This window comes from Mycobacterium sp. 050128, assembly GCF_036409155.1.
GTDB lineage: Bacteria > Actinomycetota > Actinomycetes > Mycobacteriales > Mycobacteriaceae > Mycobacterium.
Genome location: NZ_JAZGLW010000001.1, coordinates 3,096,266 through 3,114,494 on the forward strand (window position 1 = coordinate 3,096,266; position 18,229 = coordinate 3,114,494).

The following is an 18,229-nucleotide window of genomic DNA, read 5'->3' on the forward strand; positions in this document are numbered from 1 at the left end:
CAGCCCACGGCAACATGTCCCGTGAAGAGTATCGATATGAACACCCCGGACTCGCCTGCGCTGACCCATTTCCGCCTGCTCGACGAGTGCCAGGACGAGGCCGGGCCGGTCTTCCGTAACACGGAGGCTGGCATGGACTATTGGGTGTTCACCGAGAACTCCGTGATCCTGGACGGACTCCAGCACCCGGAGCTCTGGTCCAGCAGCGTCATCGTGCCGACCGAGCCGGAGCCGCCGTACCAGTGGATCCCGATCATGATCGACCCGCCCGACCACGCGAAATGGCGGCATGTGCTGGCCGAGTACTTCTCACCTGGCCGGGTCAAGGGCTTGCGCGATGCGCAGCAGAAGCTGGCCGCGGAACTCGTCGACGGGGTCGCCGGCGAGGGCGGGTGCGACTTCGTGGCGCGGATCTCGCGGGTTTTTCCGTCGACGGTCTTCCTGACCATCATGGGCATGCCCGTCGACGATCTCGACAAGTTCCTGGCCTGGGAGGACATGATCCTGCATCAGAGCGGGGTGGGCGACGAAGTCAACGCGGCGCGACTCGAAGGCATGACGCATGTGATGGGCTACTTCTCGAGCCTGATTCAACAGCGACGCGAGAACCGCGACCCGGATGCCGACGACATTGTCAGCAAGGCCATCGACTGGACCATCGACGGCGAACCGATTAACGACCTGGAGCTGCTCAACTGCTTGTTGCTGCTGTTCATGGCCGGGCTCGACACGGTCTCCAACCAGCTGTCGTACGCGATGCTGCATCTGGCCACCCACCCGGCCGACCGCGCCCGGATCGTCGCCGAACCCAAGCTCATTCCGCGTGCGGTGGAGGAACTGCTTCGGGTTTATCCGATCGTGCAGACCGCACGAAAGGCGACCCAAGACATGGACTTCCACGGCTGTCCGGTCAAGGCGGGCGACATGGCGTCGTTCTCTCTGGCATTCGCAGGCCGGGATGAATCGGCCTATAACAACGCCCGCACGGTCGACTTCGACCGCGGCGTCACACGTCACCTGTCCTTCGGCGGTGGCCCGCACCGGTGCCTGGGTTCGCACCTGGCCCGACAGGAGCTGGCGGTGGTGCTAGAGGAGTGGCACAAGCGCATTCCGGACTACGGGGTCTCCGGGCAGCCGATCGAGCACGGCGGTCAGGTGTTCGGCGTTGATTCATTGAACCTGACCTGGCGCTGATGTGAGTGTGCCTCGCAGCAGTACGGAATGTGGCGTGACGTCGGATAGCTGACTGGGTGCGTGTGGCGCGGGTTGGAACATGCGAAATTCTTTGACGTTCGACGTAACCCGGACCGTTGGATCCGATCAACAGCTGACACAGGCCGCATGGCTGTTTCTGCCCGAGCTGCCCGCCGACGCGCGCGGCGTGCTGCTTTGCCTGGCCGGGGGTACCTACGACAAGCACTACTGGCACATCGACATTGACGGCTATCCCGGGTACAGCTTCGCCGAGCACCTGGCCCAACGTGGATTCGTCGTCATCGCAGTCGACCACCTCGCAATCGGCGAGAGCGCGGACCCCAAGGAGTTGGGCCCCGTAGGGTTGGAATTGCTCGCAAAGGGCGATGCCGAAGTCGCACGCCAGGTTCGAGAACGCCTGCGTCGCGGCGAGTTACACAAGGACCTGCCCCCGATTAGTGCGCCGCTGGTTGGCGTCGGCCACTCGATGGGCGCGTGCTTGACGACGATGGTGCAGGCGACTACGCGCCCCTACGACGCTGTCGTGCTGCTGGGCTACGGGGTGCAGATCACCAATGTGTACCAGGACACCCCCGACGCGGCCGAACTCGAGCAGCGAATCGAGCAGACCATAGAGGCGTCCAGCCAGCTGGCAGGGGTTAAGCCGACCGATGCCCACTTCTACGCGCCTCGCGCCTACCTCGCCGACCTGTTCTACGCAGGCGAAGTTCCACAGGACGTGATCGACGCGGACACTGCCGTGCAGAGCCGGACTCCCCTGCGGGCGGCCGCCGAAGTCACCACCCCGGGAATAGTCGAGCGCTACGCGGGTCAAGTGGATGTGCCCGTCTTCCTCGGGTTCGGTGCGGCGCTGGATGTTTCGCCGAACCCCCATTCAGAACCCGCCAACTACATTGGTTCCTCGGACGTGACGCTTTACCTCGTTCCGAATTCGGGGCATTGCCATAACTTCGCGAGTCACCGCACCCAGCTATGGGACCGCATCGCAAGGTGGTTGCCGACGGTCGTGCCCGTCCCACTCGCCGTCGACTCGGCCGTCGACGCTTAGGAGAGCGCAGTGCCCAACACGGTCGGATTCCTCGGCGCCGGACAACTCGGCGAACCGATGGTCGAGCGGCTGCTCGGCGCCGCCCACGAGGTCGTGGTGTATGCCCGCCGCGAGGAGGTTCGCCGCCGACTAGAGGCGAACGGCGCGGCGGTAGCAGGTTCGGTCGCTGACTTGGCGCGCAGCAGCGACGTCCTCATCTCGTGCCTGTTCTCCGATGCACAGCTACGCGAAACCGGGCTCGGCGCGGGTGGTTTCATTGCCAACGCGAAGCCGGGTGCCGTTTTCGTCTCGCACACCACGGGCACACTGTCCACCCTTGAGGCCCTGCGGGATAGTTCTGCTTCGGCACCGGTCATCCTCGATGCGCCGGTCAGTGGCACCGTCGAGAACGTCGATGCGGGCACGCTGACCGTGCTGATCGGTGGCGCGAGTGATGCCGTCGCCACGGTAACGCCGATCCTGGCCGCCTATGCCGACCCGGTGGTGGCGACCGGTGCACTGGGTAGCGCGTTGGCACTCAAGTTGATCAACAACCTGGTGTTCGCCGCGAACGCTCAAGTTCTCAGTGCGGCAACGCAACTGGGTACTCAGTTAGGCATCGAGCCGAGCGTCTTGCTGTCCACGCTGCAGGTGTGCAGCGCAAGGAGCCATGCGGCCGAGCAGGCCCAACGCATCGGCGGGATGGACCGGTTTGCCGAATTAGCGGGTCCGTTTCTACGTAAGGACATTGCGGCCTGCGGCGAAGCAGCGGCCGAGGCGGGTGTGGAGCTGGGTCTGTTGGGTGTCGTCGTCCAGGAGGGGCCATTGCGCCTGGACGCAGGTTCGGCGACCGCCGAGCATAGGCAAGACGGCGCTGCCTTCAGGCAGCGGTCAATGTGACCGCACCCCGAAGTCGATGTCCGCAACGCCGGCGAACGGTGTGAAGCCGGGCTTGTCCAGCCACGACGGGGCCGCGTCGTGTCCGGGTTCCGGGCGTGCCCAGTCCACCCAGGGCCCCCAGTCCTCGCGACGGAGCTTCTGCTGCAATGTTTGCGGGTGTGCGGCTTCGGCGGCCGCGTAGCGCTTCGCGAACTGCTTCATCTCGGGCAGCAGCCAGACGTCCTCCTCGGAGCACCATTGGCCGCCGCCGGCGTACTCGACGAATTGGTACGAGGGAAAGTCGATGGGCTGGCCGCCCGGCTGCGGATTATCGGCGCGATTGAGCACCTTGTATGCCACCCGCGTGTCGTCGACGACGTACCAGACCAGCGGGCTGTAGACCTGCGGTGCGGCGCCCATCGTCCCCTCGAGGAACTTGGTGATTTCGGCCGGGCCGGTGAACGTTCCGTAGAAGTGGTCGAAGTACGTCGCGTCGTCGGTGAATAGGTGTGCCCACGCGTTCCAGTCCTCAAGTACCGGCCCGGTCATGAAATACCGCCGGAACTCCCGCTCGACTTCCGCGATGTCTGCCATCGCGCTCAGCCGCCGAGTCGAAGGCCGGTGTTGCGGGTGCCGAATACGTCGGTAGCCATGATCGCGCCGAGTTTCTCTGCGTCCCAGCGTGTCTGGCCGTTGGAGACAGACGCGACCGGATGCCAGCCCTTGAGAAGTTGGAGATGTTCGCCCATCGCGCGGATGACCTGCCCGCTGACGTGACCGGCCTCCGGGCTGGCCAACCAGGCCACCACCGGCGAGCCCAGTGAGGGGTCTTTGGGGTCGAACTCGTCCTCGGCGCGCTCGTCGGGCTCGATCGGCGCCTGCGCGCCGGGCATCGATGCCGACATCCGGGTGCGTCCACCCGGGCTGATCGCATTCACCGTGGCGCCGATCGACGCCAACTCCAGGCTCAGGGTCTGGGTCAGACCGACGATCGCGGCCTTCGCGGCGCTGTAATTGGTCTGCCCGAAGTGGCCGTGCAGTCCGGCGCCTGAGGTGGTATTGATGATGCGGCCGTAAACCTTTCCGCCGGATTCCTTGGATTCCGCGCGCCACTTGCGGGCGACCGCGCGGCTGGTGAGCCAGCTACCGCGGACGTGTACCCGCATCACCAGGTCGAAGTCGTCGGCGGTCATGTTCCAGATTGCCTTGTCGCGAACGATTCCCGCATTGTTGACGACGATGTCAAGGCGCCCCAGCTGCGAGTAGGCGCGCTCGACGGCGAGGTCGACCTGCTCCTCGTCGCCGACGTCGCTGAAGTCGGAAACAGCCGTGCCGTCGCGGCTTTCGATAATCGCCACCACCTCGTCGGCCACCTTGCCGGTGCCCTCGCCGGACAAGCTGGTGCCCAGGTCGTTGACGATCACGGTGGCGCCGTGCTTGGCCAGCTCGAGTGCGTGGCCGCGGCCGATGCCGTGCCCCGCCCCGGTCACCAGGGCGACCTTGCCGTCGAGTAGTCCGGTCATGGGTTCTCCTCGCTGGGTGTGAAGACCGTCAGATAGGGGCTGTCGGGATCGTCGGCATCCACCGGGCGGAAGACGGCGGTGACCGGTATGCCGACTCGAAGGTCTTCAGGGTCCGCGCCTTCGATCGTCGTCATCAGCCGCGGGCCCTCGGCCAACTCGACGATCGCGGCCACATACGGCAGTCGCTCCTTGAACGGCGCCAGATCATTCACGTGGACAGTCGAATACGTGTAGAGCGTCCCGTTCCCGCCGGCCTGGACGGGATGCACGTCCTCGCTCCAGCAGTGTGGGCAGAACGGGCGGGGATAGTGATGGACCTGGCCGCATGCCGCGCATTCGGCGATCAGCAATCGACCTTGTCGGGCCGCCTCCCAGTAGGGAGCGCTGGCCGCGTCGATCGTTGGTATATCAGCGCGGGCCACCTTTACCACCCGGTGAATTCGGTCGGCCGTTTTTCCATGAACGCCTGCACACCTTCGCCTGCGTCGTGTGAATACGATTGGATCTCCTGCGCCATCGCCTCGGCGACGAACGCACCGGACCGATCGGTGTCGGGGGAGTCGTTGAGCAGCCGTTTGGTGAACGCGATCGCGGACGTCGGCGCTCCGGCGAGCCGGCTGGCGAAGTCGGCGACCGTGGCATCGAAGTCGGCGGCGCTGACCACCCGGTTCACCAACCCCAGCGTGAATGCTTCTGCTGCCGAGAGCTTTTCGCCAAAGAACGCCATCTCCTTGGCCTTCTGCATGCCGATGCGGCGCGGCAGAAGGTAGCAGCCGCCACCGTCGACCACCAGGCCGCGCTTGACGAAAGACTCTGCAAAGTAAGCGTTTTCGGTGGCGATCACCAGGTCGGAGGCGTACACGACGTGCGCCCCCAGGCCGGTCGCCGCACCGTGCACCGCGGCGATCACCGGTTTGTTGCAGTCCAGCACGCTGGCCACCAACTTCTGGGCCCCGTTCATGATGCGCTTCGTCGGCTCCAGCACTCGCTTCTCGCCCGTCGCGCGCCGTTCGGCCAGCGATCCCACGTCGGCTCCGCTGCAGAAGTGCTTGCCGTTGGCGCGCAGCACCACCACGCGTACCTTCTCGTCGGCGTCGGCGGCAGCCAGTAACCCGATGAGCGCGTCACGGTCGTCGGGGCGTACTGCGTTGGCCGCGTCGGGCCGGTTCAAGGTGATCGTCATGACGCCGCCCGCGACGTCGGAGAGGATCGCTGCCTGCGCGTTCATGGTGTGTAGGTGGCCTCGAGGTGTTTGACGCCGTTGACGAAGTTCGATCTCAGCATGACCGGTTCGCCCGCCGCGGTGATGTCCGGGTAGCGCGCATAGAGCATCTCGAACGCCACGTTCAGCTCCAGGCGGGCCAGGTGTGCGCCCAGGCAAAAGTGCGGTCCTGGGCCACCGAATGCGATGTGATTGTTGGGTTTGCGAGCGATGTCGAAGCGCTCCGGCTGGTCGAACACCGCGGGGTCGCGGTTGGCGGCGGGATACCAGACCACGACCTTGTCGCCGGCGTTGAAGGTGTGGGTGACTTTGCCCTGCGCGTCGGTCAGCGTCACGCCGTCGCGGGTTACCGTGCGGCGCATGTGGATCACCGGGCTGGCGTACCGCAAGATTTCCTCGACCGCGGTGGGCGCCATCTCGTCGTAGTTCGCCAGTAGCCGGTCACGCTGCTCGGGGTCGGCGCTGAGAATGAGCAGCCCGTGGGTCAGCGCATTGCGCGTCGTCTCGTTGCCGGCGCCGATCAGCAAGATGAAGAACTTCGCCAACTCCTGGGGGGTCAGGTTCTCCTCGTCTGAGGTGACCAGCTTGCTGATCACGTCGTCGCGGGGATGGGCGATGCGGTCCTCGGCGATCTGCTTGAGCAGCTCGATGAGTTGCTCGCTGGTGTCGGTGACGGCTGCTTCGATGCCTGCGATGGTCTGGTCGGGTACATACTCGGGGTCGGAGGCGCCCAGCACGACGTTCGTCGCCCGCACGATGAATTGTTCATGTTCTCGCGGGACGCCCAGCATGTTGTCGATGATGCGCAGTGGAAGAAGGGTGGCGAACGAGGAGACGAAGTCGCACCTACCCGAACGCGGCATCTCCTCGAGGATTTCGGCGGTGGTCTCTTGAGCCAGGCCACGCAGCTCGGCAAGTATGCGGGGAGTGAAGCCGCGCGAGACGATCTTGCGCAGCCGCATGTGTTCGGGATCGTCCATGTCGATGATCGAGCCGCGGTATTCGCGCATCTCGGCGGTCTGGTCGAAGATCTGCGTGCCTTGGCCGGAGCTGAAGTCGCCGGGCCGGCGGCTGATGTCGACGACGTCGCGGTGGGAGCCGACCGCCCAGAATCCGCGGGGCCGTGGTGAGTCGGGTCGGTTGGTGCGGACGAACACCGGGCCGCCGGCCTCGCGAAGGCGCCGGTAGAGCTCGCTGCGATCAGCTGGACGCTCCTGCCACCACCGCAAGTCGATCAGCGGCGCGAACTGCTGCTCGTCGGTGTCGATTGCGCTCACAGCACCCGATTCTGGCACCCATGTCACTTATAGGCAATGCCGGGGTGCTGTACCAAACGGGGCAATGACACGATAGTTGTTCACAGCAGGCGCGAGTTATCTAACATTAGTGTCACTGCAGTCGGAGGAGCGGAGGAGAGCACATGACCTTACGGGTCGGCATCATCGGCGTCGGTTGGGGCGCGCATGTGCAGGTGCCCGGTTTCCGGGCGGCGAAGGGCTTCGATCCCGTCGCGCTCTGTGCCCGCACACCTGATCGGCTGGAACGGGTGGCGACCAAGCTGGGCATCGAACAGACCTCCACCGATTGGCGGTCGTTCGTGACCCGCGACGATCTGGACGTCATCTCGGTCGCGACGCCCACTGTGCTGCACCATGAGATGACGATCGCCGCGCTGGCGGCCGGCAAGCCCGTGCTGTGCGAGAAGCCACTGGCCGGTGACCTGCCGGCTGCCCGCGACATGGTGCGCGCAGCGGCGGATGCCGAGCTGCCCACTGCCTGTTGCTTCGAGAACCGTTGGAACCCCGACTGGTTGGCCGTCGCGGACCGGGCGCGCTCGGGCTTCCTCGGTTCGCCGTACCTCGCGCGGGTAAGTCGCAGCGCGTCCTACTGGCATCCGAGTCATCCGCTGCAGGCCCATTGGATGTACGACCGCGAGCAGGGCGGCGGCTATCTGGCCGGCATGCTCGTGCACGATCTGGACTTCTTGTGCAGCCTGCTGGGCCGCCCGGTATCGGTGTGCGCCGAAGTCCGCACCAGCGACCCGGTCCGTGAACTGCCCGACGGAGGGACCCTATCCGTCACCGCCGACGACACCGCGGCGCTGCTGATGCGCATGGAGTCCGGGGTGACCGTCATTTTGAGTCTTTCTGTGATGGGCGCCCACGCCGACCACTATCGCCTCGAATTGTTCGGTTCCGACGGCACCATCATCGGCGACGGCGACTTACGTTCCGCGGCATACAGCCTCGGCGCAGCGACCGACGCGGGATTGAGTCCTCTGACGGTAGACGAACGCGAGCCCGCGCACCCCGAGCGGTTGCCCGGCGGCCTGGCGGGTCACGCCAGCAGGGCGATGGCGCTGATGCTGCAGGACTGGCTGCCCGCCTTCGACGGCGGCCCGAGCGGCGCGGCCACCTTCGAGGACGGGTTGTTGTCGCTCGCGGTGATCGACGCCGCGCACCGCTCATCCGAAGGCGGCGGCTGGGAGCAGGTGCTGGTTTGAGGCGCACTTCAAGTAGCCAATCTCAGCGGCAAAAGAAGGGAACTGCCCAATGAGAGGTGGACCGTCGATCAAGCATCTCGACGATGTACCGGCAGAGGAAATGCTGCGTTACGAGTTCGCTGATGGTCGCACGGCGTCGATCTGGGAGAAGTGGATCGAGCTGTCTCCTCGTTACTTCGCGTTCTGGAACAAATGGGACCCGGGCGCCATCTCCCCGCAGCACGGTCACACCGGCGATCACAGCAACTTCATTCTGGCCGGCGAGATCCGTTGCGGAGACGTAGTCGCCCGCGCCGGTACGCACATCATGCTCGAGTGGGGGGACGTGTTCGGACCCTGGGAGGCAGGCCCGCAGGGATGCGAACTATACGGGTTCATCGCCGGTGAGGGACAACCGTTCGGTGGCGACACCACCGCCTACGAAGCGTTGCTCGAGGCGCGCGGCGCCCGATCTGTGGCCTTGCCGATGCCAAAACGCTTGCCGCCGTGGATACTTGCCAAACTAGGAGTGCCATTCACCTCGTCGACCACCAACTGGACGGCGTCGACCTGAGCCGCTCGGGTGTCGTGCTCGTCGTCGGAGCTAGTTGAGGGACGAGCCGGCGTCGACCGTGACGTGCCGGCCGGTTATCGCTCGCGATTCGTCCGCTGCCAGGAACGCCACCGCAGCGGATGCGTCGGTGTCAGCCCAGGCCGCAGCTGGCCATAACATCGTCGAAAGCGACGCCGCACCAGCCTGATTCCCTCTGCAATCTACGTCGAGCATGACGGGCCGATGCAACCGTCCGGCACGCCGCACGTCGCCGCGATCCTCCGCGCCGCTGACGGTGTTCACCCGGATGCCTTGTGGCGCCAATTGTTTGGCCAGCGTCTTCACGTACTGCGAGACCATCGACTGAGCGAGCTCGTATGCTGCCTCACCGTGTCCCTGCGGTCGATCGAGATGAGGTGCGTGCGGGGAGAGTCTGGGACCAGAAGCGATGAGGGACGATCCTTCGACCAACCGCGGCATCGCGGCGCTGAAAGTATTGACCACGCCGATGAAGTCGACGTCGAAGGTGTCTATGAAGGCCGCGATCGGGGCGTCCGGCCGAGTCGGGGCAATGGCGGCGTTGGCGACGACGACATCGAGCGCGCCGAGTTGCCGCACCGCGGTGTCGACGGCGATCTCCATTTCGGTGCGATCGCAGACATCGCACCGATACACCGCCGCTCTTCGCTCGAGCTTCTCGATCATGGAAGCGGTGCGGTCGAGGTCTTCGCTCGTCGCGAGTGGATACTCGCACGACGGAATGTTGTCGCACAGATCCACCAACATGACGTCTGCGCCTTCCCAGGCCAAACGCAGCGCGTGGCTTCGACCGCGACCCCTGGCCGCGCCGGTCACGAGCGCCACCTTGCCCGCGAGACGTCGACTAGTCACGACCTTCTCCGGCGAGAAGTCCCTCGGCGGGCGGATAGAGCAGCACGCCGCGGATATTGGCGCCGGCGTGCATGTCGGCGTAGCCGTCGTTGACCTTCTCCAACGGGTAGGTGCGGGTCACCATCGATTCGAGGTCGACCTGGCCGGCACTGTACAGCTCGAGGATCTTCGGGATGTCTGCACGCGGATTGCCCGAGCCATAGAGGGTTCCGATGATCTGCTTTTCTGTCAGGGTGAGGTCCATCAGGTTGGCCCGGATCTCGCGCTCCAGCATCGGGTGGATGTTGGTGACCACCAGCCGGCCCCGCTTGGCCGTCATGGCCAGTGCCTTGGCGACCAGTTGGCCATCACCGACTCCCATGGCGCAGATGAACTTGTCCACGCCGCGGTTCCAAGTAGCCTCGGCGACAACATCTTTGGCCTCGTCCCAGTCCGCCGCGGTATGCGTGGCTCCCATCTTCACGGCTTCGGCCCGCTTGTACTCCGACGGGTCGATGACCGTGATCGTGCGGGCACCCGCGAGCCGGGCACCCTGTACCGCCGCGGCGCCGATGCCTCCGACGCCGGCCACGGCGACCGTGTCGCCCGGCCGGACCTCGGCGGCGTACACCGAGGATCCCCACCCGGTAATGAAGCCGCAGCCAAGAAGGCAGGCCAGGTCGAGGCGATAGTGGTCTGGGATCTTCACGCAACTTGCCTCGTGGACCACGGTGTGGTACGCAAAAGAACCGATGCCGCAGGCCAGCGCGAGGTCTTCGCCACCGAGATGGTGGCGGGCGGTTCCATCGTGAATCTGCATGCCCGAGTAAATCTTTGCGCCGAGGTCACACAGGCTCTGATGCCCTGTCGAGCATGAGGGACACCGGCCGCACGACGGAATGAAGCTGAACACGACATGGTCACCCGGCGACAGCCACGACACATGTTCACCGACGGACTTGACCACACCCGCACCTTCGTGGCCGCCGATGCAGGGCAGCCGGATCGGCATGTCGCCGGTGACGAGGTGGTCATCGGAGTGGCACATGCCCGAAGCGTGTAGTTCGATCAGTACCTCGGTCGCCTTCGGCGCATCGAGTTCGATGGTCTCGACGGACCATGGCGTGTTGCGTTCGAATAGGACCGCTGCCTGGGTGAGCACTGGAATCCCTTCCGGGTCAACGAATGATGGCTTGATGTTCGACAAACCCGGCGATGCCCTCGGGGCCGCCTTCGCGGCCGATGCCGGACTGCTTGAATCCACCGAACGGGCTGGCGAAATCGAGCACTGCGGTCGAGTTGACGGCCACCGAACCGACGAGCAGTTGGGCCGCCACTGCGGCCGCCCTTTCCTCGTCGGCGGACCACACCGCCCCGACCAGGCCATAGCGGGAGTCGTTGGCGATGGCCACTGCCTCGGCTCCATCGGCGTCGCCGGTGTCGTCGTAGGCGATGACGACCGCGACCGGACCGAAGACCTCCTCGCGGGCGATCTCCATGTCATTGGTGGCCTCGACCAGTGCGGGCGAGACGTACCACCCTGGGCGGTCGGGCCGTTCGCCGCCGACCAGCACGGTAGCGCCGTCGTGCCGCGCGCGATACAGGAACCCCTCGACCCTGTCGCGCGCGGCCTCGTTGATCAGCGGACCGATGTCGGTGGCCCGGTCGGCGGGATCTCCGACGACCAGACCGGCGACCGCGGCGGTCAGCGCGGTCACGAACTCGTCATACCGGCTGCGCGGCAACAAGATACGCGTCAGCGCGGCACACAGCTGACCGTTGTTGCCCATCACGCCGGCGACCAAGCCGGGCACCGTCGTCTCGAGCGGCGCGTCGCGCAGCACGATGGCGGCGGACTTCCCACCCAGCTCGGTGCTGCAGCGGCGGATGCGGGAGCCGCACGATGCCGCGATCCGCGCGCCGACGGCCGTCGATCCGGTGAAGCTGATCTTGTCGACGCCTGGATGATCGGTCAGCAGCTCGCCGGTCTCGGCGCCGCCGTTGACGACGTTGACCACGCCGTCGGGCAGGCCGGCTTCCTCGATCGCCTCCATCAGCACGCCGAATTCGAGTGGAGCGTCGGGCGATGGCTTGAGCACTACCGTGCACCCCGCGGCCAACGCCGGACCGAGCTTCAACGCGGCGATGAATAGCGGCGTGTTCCAGGGCACGATGGCGCCGACCACACCGACGGGTAGTTGACGCACTTCGACCGTGCCGCCCGTCATGGAAGCCCGCCGCGACGAGAAGGGATAGTCCGGCGTGATCGCCGCGTAGGCGCGCAGCACCCCGACCGCGGTGATGACCTGACCGAACGTGCTCCAGGATCGCGGCGAGCCGATCTCCGCAGTGGTCAGGTCAGCCAGTTCGCTTTTGCGGGCGTTCAGCGCGTCGGCGAGTCGGCCCAGCGCCGCGCCCCGATCGGCGGCGGGCACCCGCCCCCAGGCCGGCAGGGCACCGCGGGCGGCCGCGACCGCGGAATCCACTTCCGCCCGGCCGGCAAGACCCACTGTGCCGAGCAGCTCGCCAGTGCTCGGCGACATCACATCCAGCGTCCCGGCGTGCGCTTCCGACACCCATTTGCCTGCGACATAGCTCGCCGCCAACTCGACCATGGCCACCGATTCTGGCAGCTATGTCATCTTTGGACAAGCGGTTCATTGGCTGTGAAGCGACCATCTGGTTCCGGTTCTGCATTTTTTCTGACACTATTGGTCACTATGAACGCTTCGCCTGACAGTCTTTCGGACGACTGCGCTGGACGGCCATGGGAGCTGACCGTGGAGCGCGGCAAGATCGCCGAGTTCGCCGAAGCCATGTTGTGTGACGATCCGGCCTATCGCGGTCCGGAAGCAATCATCCCGCCGACGTTTCTGACCACCGGCGGGCGCTGGGCGCCGGCCGGTGCCAGGGTCGACGTGGGTTTCGAGCGCAAGCGCTTGCTGCACGGAGAGCAGGAATACACCTTCCATGCCGCTCCGCCCGCCGCCGGCGACGTGCTGATCGCGCAGGAGCGGATCGTCGACCGCTATTCGAAACCCGGCAAGCGCGGGGGCACAATGCGTTTCGCGACTGTGGTGACCGAATACCGCAACGAGCAGGGAGCACTCGTCGCCGAGGCCAAAGCCACCTTCATCGAAACGGCGGCGAAGCAATGACGGTGACCACCACCTCGGTGAGTGTCGGCGCGCAGGCTCCCGCCCGTGAATTCGGGCCACTGACGCGGCAGATGTTCGTTCGCTACGCCGGGGCGTCCGGTGACTTCAACCCCATGCATTACGACGATCACCTCGCGCACTCCGCGGGCTACCCTTCGGTATTCGCGCAGGGCATGTTCTCTGCGGCGTTGCTGGCCGGGTTCGCCACCGACTGGCTGGGCGCGGGCTGCGTGCGGCGCTTCGGTGTCCGCTTCCGCGAGCAGGTCTGGCCCGGCGACGTGCTGACCTGTTCCGGCACGGTGACCGCGGTGTCGGCAGAAGCCGACGCCGACCGGGTGAGCGTGGAGTTATCCGCCACCCGGCAGACGGGCGGGGTGGCGATCACCGGAACCGCGGAGTTCCTGGTCCCGCGAAACGCCCCTGGGCGCACCGCGGGAAGCCCGCGACGGCCATAAGCTGAAAACCGCCATGTCCGAAGCCTCGATCGTCCGCAGGGCCAGTTACGGTCCGTCCAGCCCCGCTGTGGGCGCTCGCGGTGCCAGCACCCGAGGCCGGATCGCCGAGGTCTCGCTGGAGCTGTTCGGCCGGCTGGGGTACTTCGACACGTCGGTCGACGCGATCGCCAAGGCAGCGGGGGTGTCCCGGGCCACCTTGTACCAGTACTTCAAGGGCAAGGACGAGATCTTCCTGGAGCTGCTCAATGAATGCGGCGGCGCGTTGTTCCGGGTGGCGCGCCGCATCGGCGCGCTCGGGCCCGACGAGGTCGGTTTCGACAATCTGAACTGGTGGCTGGGCGAATGGAGCTGGGTATTCGACAAGTACTCCACCATGTTCGTGCAGTGGACCGCGATCGCCTCGTCGGATACCAAGGTGCGGCCCGAAATCACCCGGTTTGTGCGCGGTTACAACCATCGCATCGCCGAGCGGCTCGCGGCCTCCGGGCTGACGGGGCTGGACCCGGAGGTCGCGGCCATGACGATGACCGCGCTGGTGCATCGCATCAATTTGTTCGTGCATACCGACCGCGCCTACGGTCGCAGCGCCAAGGACGCGGTTGACACGCTGTCGGTGTTCCTGCAGCTGATGTTGTTCCCTGACACCCCGCCGTCGGTGTTGACGTCGTTGGGTCTGCACGCCAGCGCAGACCCGGCGGCCGATGTGGACGCGCTCGAAGTGCCGCCCGCGCCAGACGTTGCGGGGCTGTCCGTCAGCGATCGCACCGCGACACTCAGTAGGCGCGCCGTCACCACGGTGAATGCTCTGGCCGATGCCGGCGCCGCTCAATTCCGTGCGCGCGGCTACCGCAGCACCAGTGTCGACGACATCGTCGAGTCGGCCAGCGTGGCGCGCGGTACGTTCTACAAGTACTTCAACGACAAGCAAGATCTGCTGGCTGCCGTGGCCGCCGAAATCTACAGCGCCGGAATGGCATTCGCCGACCGGATCGCCGAGGTCGATCCGGTGGGCAAGAAGTCGACGCTGCGGCATTGGCTGGGCACCTACGTCGAGTTCTACGACAGGTATTCGGGCTGCATCGAGGCCTGGGCCGAAGGCGCCACCGACGATCCCACCATCGTCAGCATCGGCGAGAACGGACAGGTGCAGATGGACATCGGTGCGGCCAGGATGCTGATCCGCGGCTCGGAGCGGTACCAATTCGATCCGGTGATCTCGGCGCTGATCCTGCGCGCGCTGGTCACCCGCGTGCCGCAGGCGGCCCTCGATCTGCCCGAGCCCATCGACGACGACGAACTCATCGACGTGTTGATCACCTGCATCCGCCGCGGGTTCTTCGGACGCAAGAGGTAAAACGGGCTCCCCGCCTATACCGTCGTAACACCTTCGGCGACAAGCCCATCGATCGCCTTCATCGAATATCCCAACTCGCACAATATTTTTCGGCTGTGCTCACCCAGCGCGGGCACGTCACCCAGCACCGGGTCGACGCCGGCCAAGGCAGCGGGCGGCGGCAATGCGGCCGCCGGACCGCCCGATGTCTGAATTTCCTGCCACCGGTCCCGGCCGACGAGCACCGGATGCAGCCACAACTGTCCGACGTCGTTCATCCGGGCGTGTGCCACGCCTGCGACTTGCAGCCGCTCCTCTAATTCCTCGGCGCTCAGCCGCGCGGCCGCGGCGGCGATGACCGCCTCCAACTCGTCGCGGTTGGCCACCCGATCGGGATTCGTGGCGAACCGCGGGTCGGTGACGAGATCAGTTCTGTCCAAAACGTTCTGGCAGAACCGTTGCCATTCGGTTGGGTTCTGCACGGCGAGCAGGACGGTTCCGCCGTCGCCCGCGGTGAATGGGCCATAGGGGGCGATTGTCGGATGCCGCGCACCTGTGCGTGGCGGTGCCGCTCCGCCATAGCGGCCGTAGTAGAGCGGCTGGGACATCCACTCGACCAGCGCATCGAACAACGACACCGACACCGGATGGACCGCCCCGGTCGTGGCGCGAGTGTAGAGCGCGGTGAGGATTCCGGAGAAGGTGAACATGCCCGCGGCGATATCGGCGATCGACACACCGGTGCGCGCCACCTCGGCCGGCGAGCCGGTCACCGACAACAGTCCAGCCTCGGCTTGTACCAACAGGTCATACGCCTTGCGGTCGCTCCAAGGGCCGTCCTGACCGTAGCCGCTGATGGTCGCCGTAATGGTCCGCGGGTGCGTGCAGGCCACCGATTCGGCATCCAATCCCATCCGGGCCGCCGCCCCCGGCGCCAGGTTCTGCACCAGCACGTCGGCGCCGTCGAGCAGACGGTCGACGATGCGTCTGCCCTCGGGTTGCTTGAAGTCCACGGTCAACGACTCTTTGCCGCGATTCAGCCAGACGAAGTAGCTCGACTCGCCGTGCACCGAGCGGTCATAGCCGCGGGCGAAGTCACCCCCCTGCGGGCGCTCGACCTTCACCACCCGGGCGCCAAGATCGGCGAGCTGCCGGGTCGCATATGGCGCTGCGACCGCCTGCTCGAGGCTCACCACCGTGATGCCCGCCAACGGAGCGTTCGCCATGTCGTACCCCCGGGGCTGAGATGACGCAGATGTCAGAAGGAGGATAACAGTTGCCGGTATTCAACTCGAATGCCCTTCAGCAAGCAAAACAAGTAATGTACGAAGTGTCAGATACGGCTAGGCTAGCCAGGTGGCAGTCAGCTTCCCGCAGTCACCGACGGGTCCCCTGAGCGGCGTCAAAGTGGTCGAACTCGCGGGCATGGGGCCCGGGCCGCACGCCGCGATGCTGCTCGCGGACCTCGGTGCTGACGTGACGCGGATCCAGCGACCCGGGAGCGACGGTGGGGGCGCTCAGCTGCGCGGGCGGCGAACTGTCGTCGCCGATCTCAAAGACCCTGCCGACCTCGACGCCGTGCGTCGCTTCATCGACGAGGCAGACGTTCTCATCGAGGGTTTCCGCCCCGGCGTCACCGAACGCCTCGGCATCGGACCCGCCGAATGTTGCGGTCGCAACCCGGGATTGGTCTACACCCGCATCACCGGGTGGGGACAGACCGGTCCCCGGGCCCACCAGGCCGGCCACGACATCAACTACATCGGCCTCACCGGACTGCTTCATGCCATGGGTGACCCCGATCGTCCCCCGGCACCACCTCTGAATCTGCTCGGCGACTACGGTGGTGGCTCGCTATTCGCGGTCGTGGGCGTGCTTGCCGCCTTGCTCGAGCGGCACGCCTCGGGGCGGGGTCAGGTGATCGATGCGGCGATAGTCAACGGCGTCCCGCTGCTAGGCCACGTGCTGTGGGCGATGCTCGGCGACGGCCGGTGGTCAGGCGGGCGGGGTGACAACATCTTTGATGGATCGGCGCCGTTCTACCGCACCTACGAATGCGCGGACGGTGGCTACGTCGCCGTGGGTGCGCTGGAACCGGCCTTCTTCGCCGAGTTGCTGCGTCTGCTGGAGATCGACCCGGACACTCTGGGCCCGCAACGGGAGCGTGCCGGCTGGCCCGCGATGCGGGATGCCCTGTCGGACAAATTCCGGGAGGAAACTCGGGACCACTGGGCGCGGGTCTTCTCGGATAGCGACGCGTGTGTTACGCCGGTTCTGACCGCGACCGAGGCGATCGACGATCCGCATATGCGGGCCCGCAACGTATTCGTCGACGTCGACGGGATCCGTCAACCGGCGCCCGCGCCGCGCTTCTCCCGAACCCAGGCCGCGCAACCGCGACCCGCGCATGGCGCCTCGGTCACGCTGACGTAGCTACGGCCATCCCGGTGATCCATTCCGGCACAGGCTCATAGACCATCGGAGTCACCGGCCGGCCACCGCCCGCGGCGCCAGCGGCAAGCCAGGTCCTGACCTCGTTGGCGCCCGCGCCCGCACGGACGTGGGCGGTGTCGACGAGTCGAATCAGCGCGGCGACATCCCAATTCGACATGGCATCCAACACTTCGGCGTCCCAATCGGGACGGATCTTGGTACGCGCGTCCGCCATGCCCTCGGCGATGATCCGTGCCCGGTCTTCGTCGCTGAGGTCGTAGGTGTCGACCTCCAGACTCGGCGGGGAGTGTGACAACCCGCCGGTGCCGATCACCAGCACCCGCTTAGCGATCCCGTCGAGGAACCGGCCAACTTCCGCGCCGAATTCTGCGACCCGACGGCCCGTCGGCAGCGGAGCCGTGGCACAGTTCACCGGCACCGGGATGACCGGCTTGACCGCCAACTCCCCGAGAAGGTCCCGAACAGGTTGAGCGAACGCGTGATCCAGCCCGATGTCACGGCATGCGGCGACATCGAATCCCGCCGACAGCAAGTGTTCACACAATCCGCGTGCCAGCGCGGACGGGACGTCCAGGTCACCGGCCGGATGGCCGCCCTCGGCCAGAATTGACGCGGACAGCGCAACCCCGAAGGCCGGCACCACGTGGCGAAACGCGCGACGGTGGTCACCGCCGAACACGACAACCACGTCGGGATCGAACACTTGCGCGCGCTCGGCCGCCGACGTCAGTGCCGAGCGGAACCGGCGACCGAAGGCGTGTTCGACATCGCGTTCCTTACCCGGGCTGTGGCTCGCGCAGACGACCAGTCGATCCGGCGTCATTCATCACCTCCGGTAGAAGTGACACTCATGTTAGATGAGTTCGGCTGCCACGGCGAAAGCCCCCGCTTCACACCTTCAGCACGACGCCCTGCGTGAGCGCCGCGATGACGCCCAGGATGACGATAAACGCCACGCATGCCGCGATAAGACGGACGGTTTCTTTCCGCAGACCGGCATCGGTCTGCGGAGGAAGAAAGAATTCGGCGGGCAGCTTTGTCACACGGTCGGATGCCAC

At 66.0% G+C, this 18,229-nt stretch carries 20 protein-coding genes; 9 read left to right on the forward strand and 11 right to left on the reverse strand.

The features are described 5' to 3' along the window. Positions 1-36: 36 nt before the first annotated feature. From SKC41_RS14965 to SKC41_RS14975, 3 genes are all read left to right on the forward strand, one after another. Positions 37-1,194, forward strand: coding sequence for a cytochrome P450 (locus SKC41_RS14965; RefSeq protein ID WP_330978289.1), 1,158 nt, complete (start codon positions 37-39; stop codon positions 1,192-1,194). A 79-nt stretch (positions 1,195-1,273) separates the two neighbouring features. After that, positions 1,274-2,263 (forward strand): alpha/beta hydrolase, encoded by a 990-nt coding sequence (locus tag SKC41_RS14970; protein ID WP_330978290.1) that lies wholly within the window; start codon positions 1,274-1,276, stop codon positions 2,261-2,263. Positions 2,264-2,272: 9 nt separating this feature from the next. Beyond that, a complete protein-coding gene (locus SKC41_RS14975; RefSeq protein ID WP_330978291.1) occupies positions 2,273-3,142 on the forward strand; it encodes an NAD(P)-dependent oxidoreductase in 870 nt (289 codons plus the stop codon). Here the strand turns inward: SKC41_RS14975 and SKC41_RS14980 are convergent. The 5 genes from SKC41_RS14980 to SKC41_RS15000 are packed head-to-tail and all read right to left on the reverse strand — an operon-like array spanning position 3,134 to position 7,143. Further along, positions 3,134-3,715, reverse strand: a complete 582-nt coding sequence (locus SKC41_RS14980; protein ID WP_330978292.1) for a nuclear transport factor 2 family protein — start codon at positions 3,713-3,715, stop codon at positions 3,134-3,136. The two genes, SKC41_RS14975 and SKC41_RS14980, sit on opposite strands and share 9 nt — an antisense overlap. Positions 3,716-3,720: 5 nt before the next feature. Next, positions 3,721-4,644, reverse strand: coding sequence for an SDR family NAD(P)-dependent oxidoreductase (locus tag SKC41_RS14985; RefSeq protein WP_330978293.1), 924 nt, complete (start codon positions 4,642-4,644; stop codon positions 3,721-3,723). After that, positions 4,641-5,075, reverse strand: a complete 435-nt coding sequence (locus SKC41_RS14990) for a Zn-ribbon domain-containing OB-fold protein (RefSeq protein ID WP_330978294.1) — start codon at positions 5,073-5,075, stop codon at positions 4,641-4,643. Before SKC41_RS14990 ends, SKC41_RS14985 begins: the two co-directional genes overlap by 4 nt. Further along, positions 5,069-5,872 carry an enoyl-CoA hydratase/isomerase family protein gene (locus tag SKC41_RS14995; protein ID WP_330978295.1) on the reverse strand — a complete coding sequence of 268 codons (804 nt, stop codon included), beginning with the start codon at positions 5,870-5,872 and terminating at the stop codon, positions 5,069-5,071. The genes SKC41_RS14990 and SKC41_RS14995 overlap by 7 nt, the downstream gene beginning before the upstream one ends. Next, entirely contained in the window at positions 5,869-7,143 is a 1,275-nt protein-coding gene (locus SKC41_RS15000; RefSeq protein ID WP_330978296.1) for a cytochrome P450, read from the reverse strand. The genes SKC41_RS14995 and SKC41_RS15000 overlap by 4 nt, the downstream gene beginning before the upstream one ends. Before the next feature lie 143 nt (positions 7,144-7,286). Here SKC41_RS15000 and SKC41_RS15005 point away from each other — a divergent pair, with 143 nt between their 5' ends. Together SKC41_RS15005 and SKC41_RS15010 are read left to right on the forward strand one after the other, a co-directional pair. Continuing rightward, complete coding sequence (locus tag SKC41_RS15005; RefSeq protein ID WP_330978297.1) at positions 7,287-8,369, forward strand: Gfo/Idh/MocA family protein; 1,083 nt, start codon at positions 7,287-7,289, stop codon at positions 8,367-8,369. Between the two features lie 49 nt (positions 8,370-8,418). Beyond that, positions 8,419-8,922 (forward strand): hypothetical protein, encoded by a 504-nt coding sequence (locus tag SKC41_RS15010; RefSeq protein ID WP_330978298.1) that lies wholly within the window; start codon positions 8,419-8,421, stop codon positions 8,920-8,922. Between the two features lie 30 nt (positions 8,923-8,952). Here the strand turns inward: SKC41_RS15010 and SKC41_RS15015 are convergent, their stop codons facing one another. Genes SKC41_RS15015 through SKC41_RS15025 form a run of 3 tightly spaced genes read right to left on the reverse strand, consistent with a single transcriptional unit; the run spans position 8,953 to position 12,386 of the window. Further along, on the reverse strand, positions 8,953-9,792 hold the full coding sequence (locus SKC41_RS15015) for an SDR family oxidoreductase (protein ID WP_330978299.1): 840 nt from the start codon (positions 9,790-9,792) through the stop codon (positions 8,953-8,955). Next, positions 9,785-10,933, reverse strand: a complete 1,149-nt coding sequence (locus SKC41_RS15020) for an NDMA-dependent alcohol dehydrogenase (protein ID WP_330978300.1) — start codon at positions 10,931-10,933, stop codon at positions 9,785-9,787. Before SKC41_RS15020 ends, SKC41_RS15015 begins: the two co-directional genes overlap by 8 nt. Before the next feature lie 16 nt (positions 10,934-10,949). Next, complete coding sequence (locus tag SKC41_RS15025) at positions 10,950-12,386, reverse strand: aldehyde dehydrogenase (protein WP_330978301.1); 1,437 nt, start codon at positions 12,384-12,386, stop codon at positions 10,950-10,952. A 105-nt stretch (positions 12,387-12,491) separates the two neighbouring features. Here SKC41_RS15025 and SKC41_RS15030 point away from each other — a divergent pair, with 105 nt between their 5' ends. Genes SKC41_RS15030 through SKC41_RS15040 form a run of 3 tightly spaced genes read left to right on the forward strand, consistent with a single transcriptional unit; the run spans position 12,492 to position 14,738 of the window. Beyond that, on the forward strand, positions 12,492-12,929 hold the full coding sequence (locus tag SKC41_RS15030) for an FAS1-like dehydratase domain-containing protein (protein WP_330978302.1): 438 nt from the start codon (positions 12,492-12,494) through the stop codon (positions 12,927-12,929). Continuing rightward, positions 12,926-13,384, forward strand: coding sequence for a MaoC/PaaZ C-terminal domain-containing protein (locus SKC41_RS15035; RefSeq protein WP_330978303.1), 459 nt, complete (start codon positions 12,926-12,928; stop codon positions 13,382-13,384). Before SKC41_RS15030 ends, SKC41_RS15035 begins: the two co-directional genes overlap by 4 nt. Before the next feature lie 13 nt (positions 13,385-13,397). Further along, entirely contained in the window at positions 13,398-14,738 is a 1,341-nt protein-coding gene (locus SKC41_RS15040) for a TetR/AcrR family transcriptional regulator (RefSeq protein WP_330978304.1), read from the forward strand. A 14-nt stretch (positions 14,739-14,752) separates the two neighbouring features. Here the strand turns inward: SKC41_RS15040 and SKC41_RS15045 are convergent, their stop codons facing one another. Further along, entirely contained in the window at positions 14,753-15,943 is a 1,191-nt protein-coding gene (locus SKC41_RS15045; RefSeq protein ID WP_330978305.1) for a CaiB/BaiF CoA transferase family protein, read from the reverse strand. A 199-nt stretch (positions 15,944-16,142) separates the two neighbouring features. Here SKC41_RS15045 and SKC41_RS15050 point away from each other — a divergent pair, with 199 nt between their 5' ends. After that, positions 16,143-17,150, forward strand: a complete 1,008-nt coding sequence (locus SKC41_RS15050) for a CaiB/BaiF CoA transferase family protein (protein WP_330978902.1) — start codon at positions 16,143-16,145, stop codon at positions 17,148-17,150. On the opposite strand, the gene SKC41_RS15055 is transcribed toward SKC41_RS15050, so the two are convergent. After that, a complete protein-coding gene (locus tag SKC41_RS15055; protein ID WP_330978306.1) occupies positions 17,137-17,994 on the reverse strand; it encodes a 3-carboxyethylcatechol 2,3-dioxygenase in 858 nt (285 codons plus the stop codon). The two genes, SKC41_RS15050 and SKC41_RS15055, sit on opposite strands and share 14 nt — an antisense overlap. A 67-nt stretch (positions 17,995-18,061) precedes the next feature. Further along, entirely contained in the window at positions 18,062-18,229 is a 168-nt protein-coding gene (locus SKC41_RS15060; RefSeq protein WP_330978307.1) for a DUF7156 family protein, read from the reverse strand.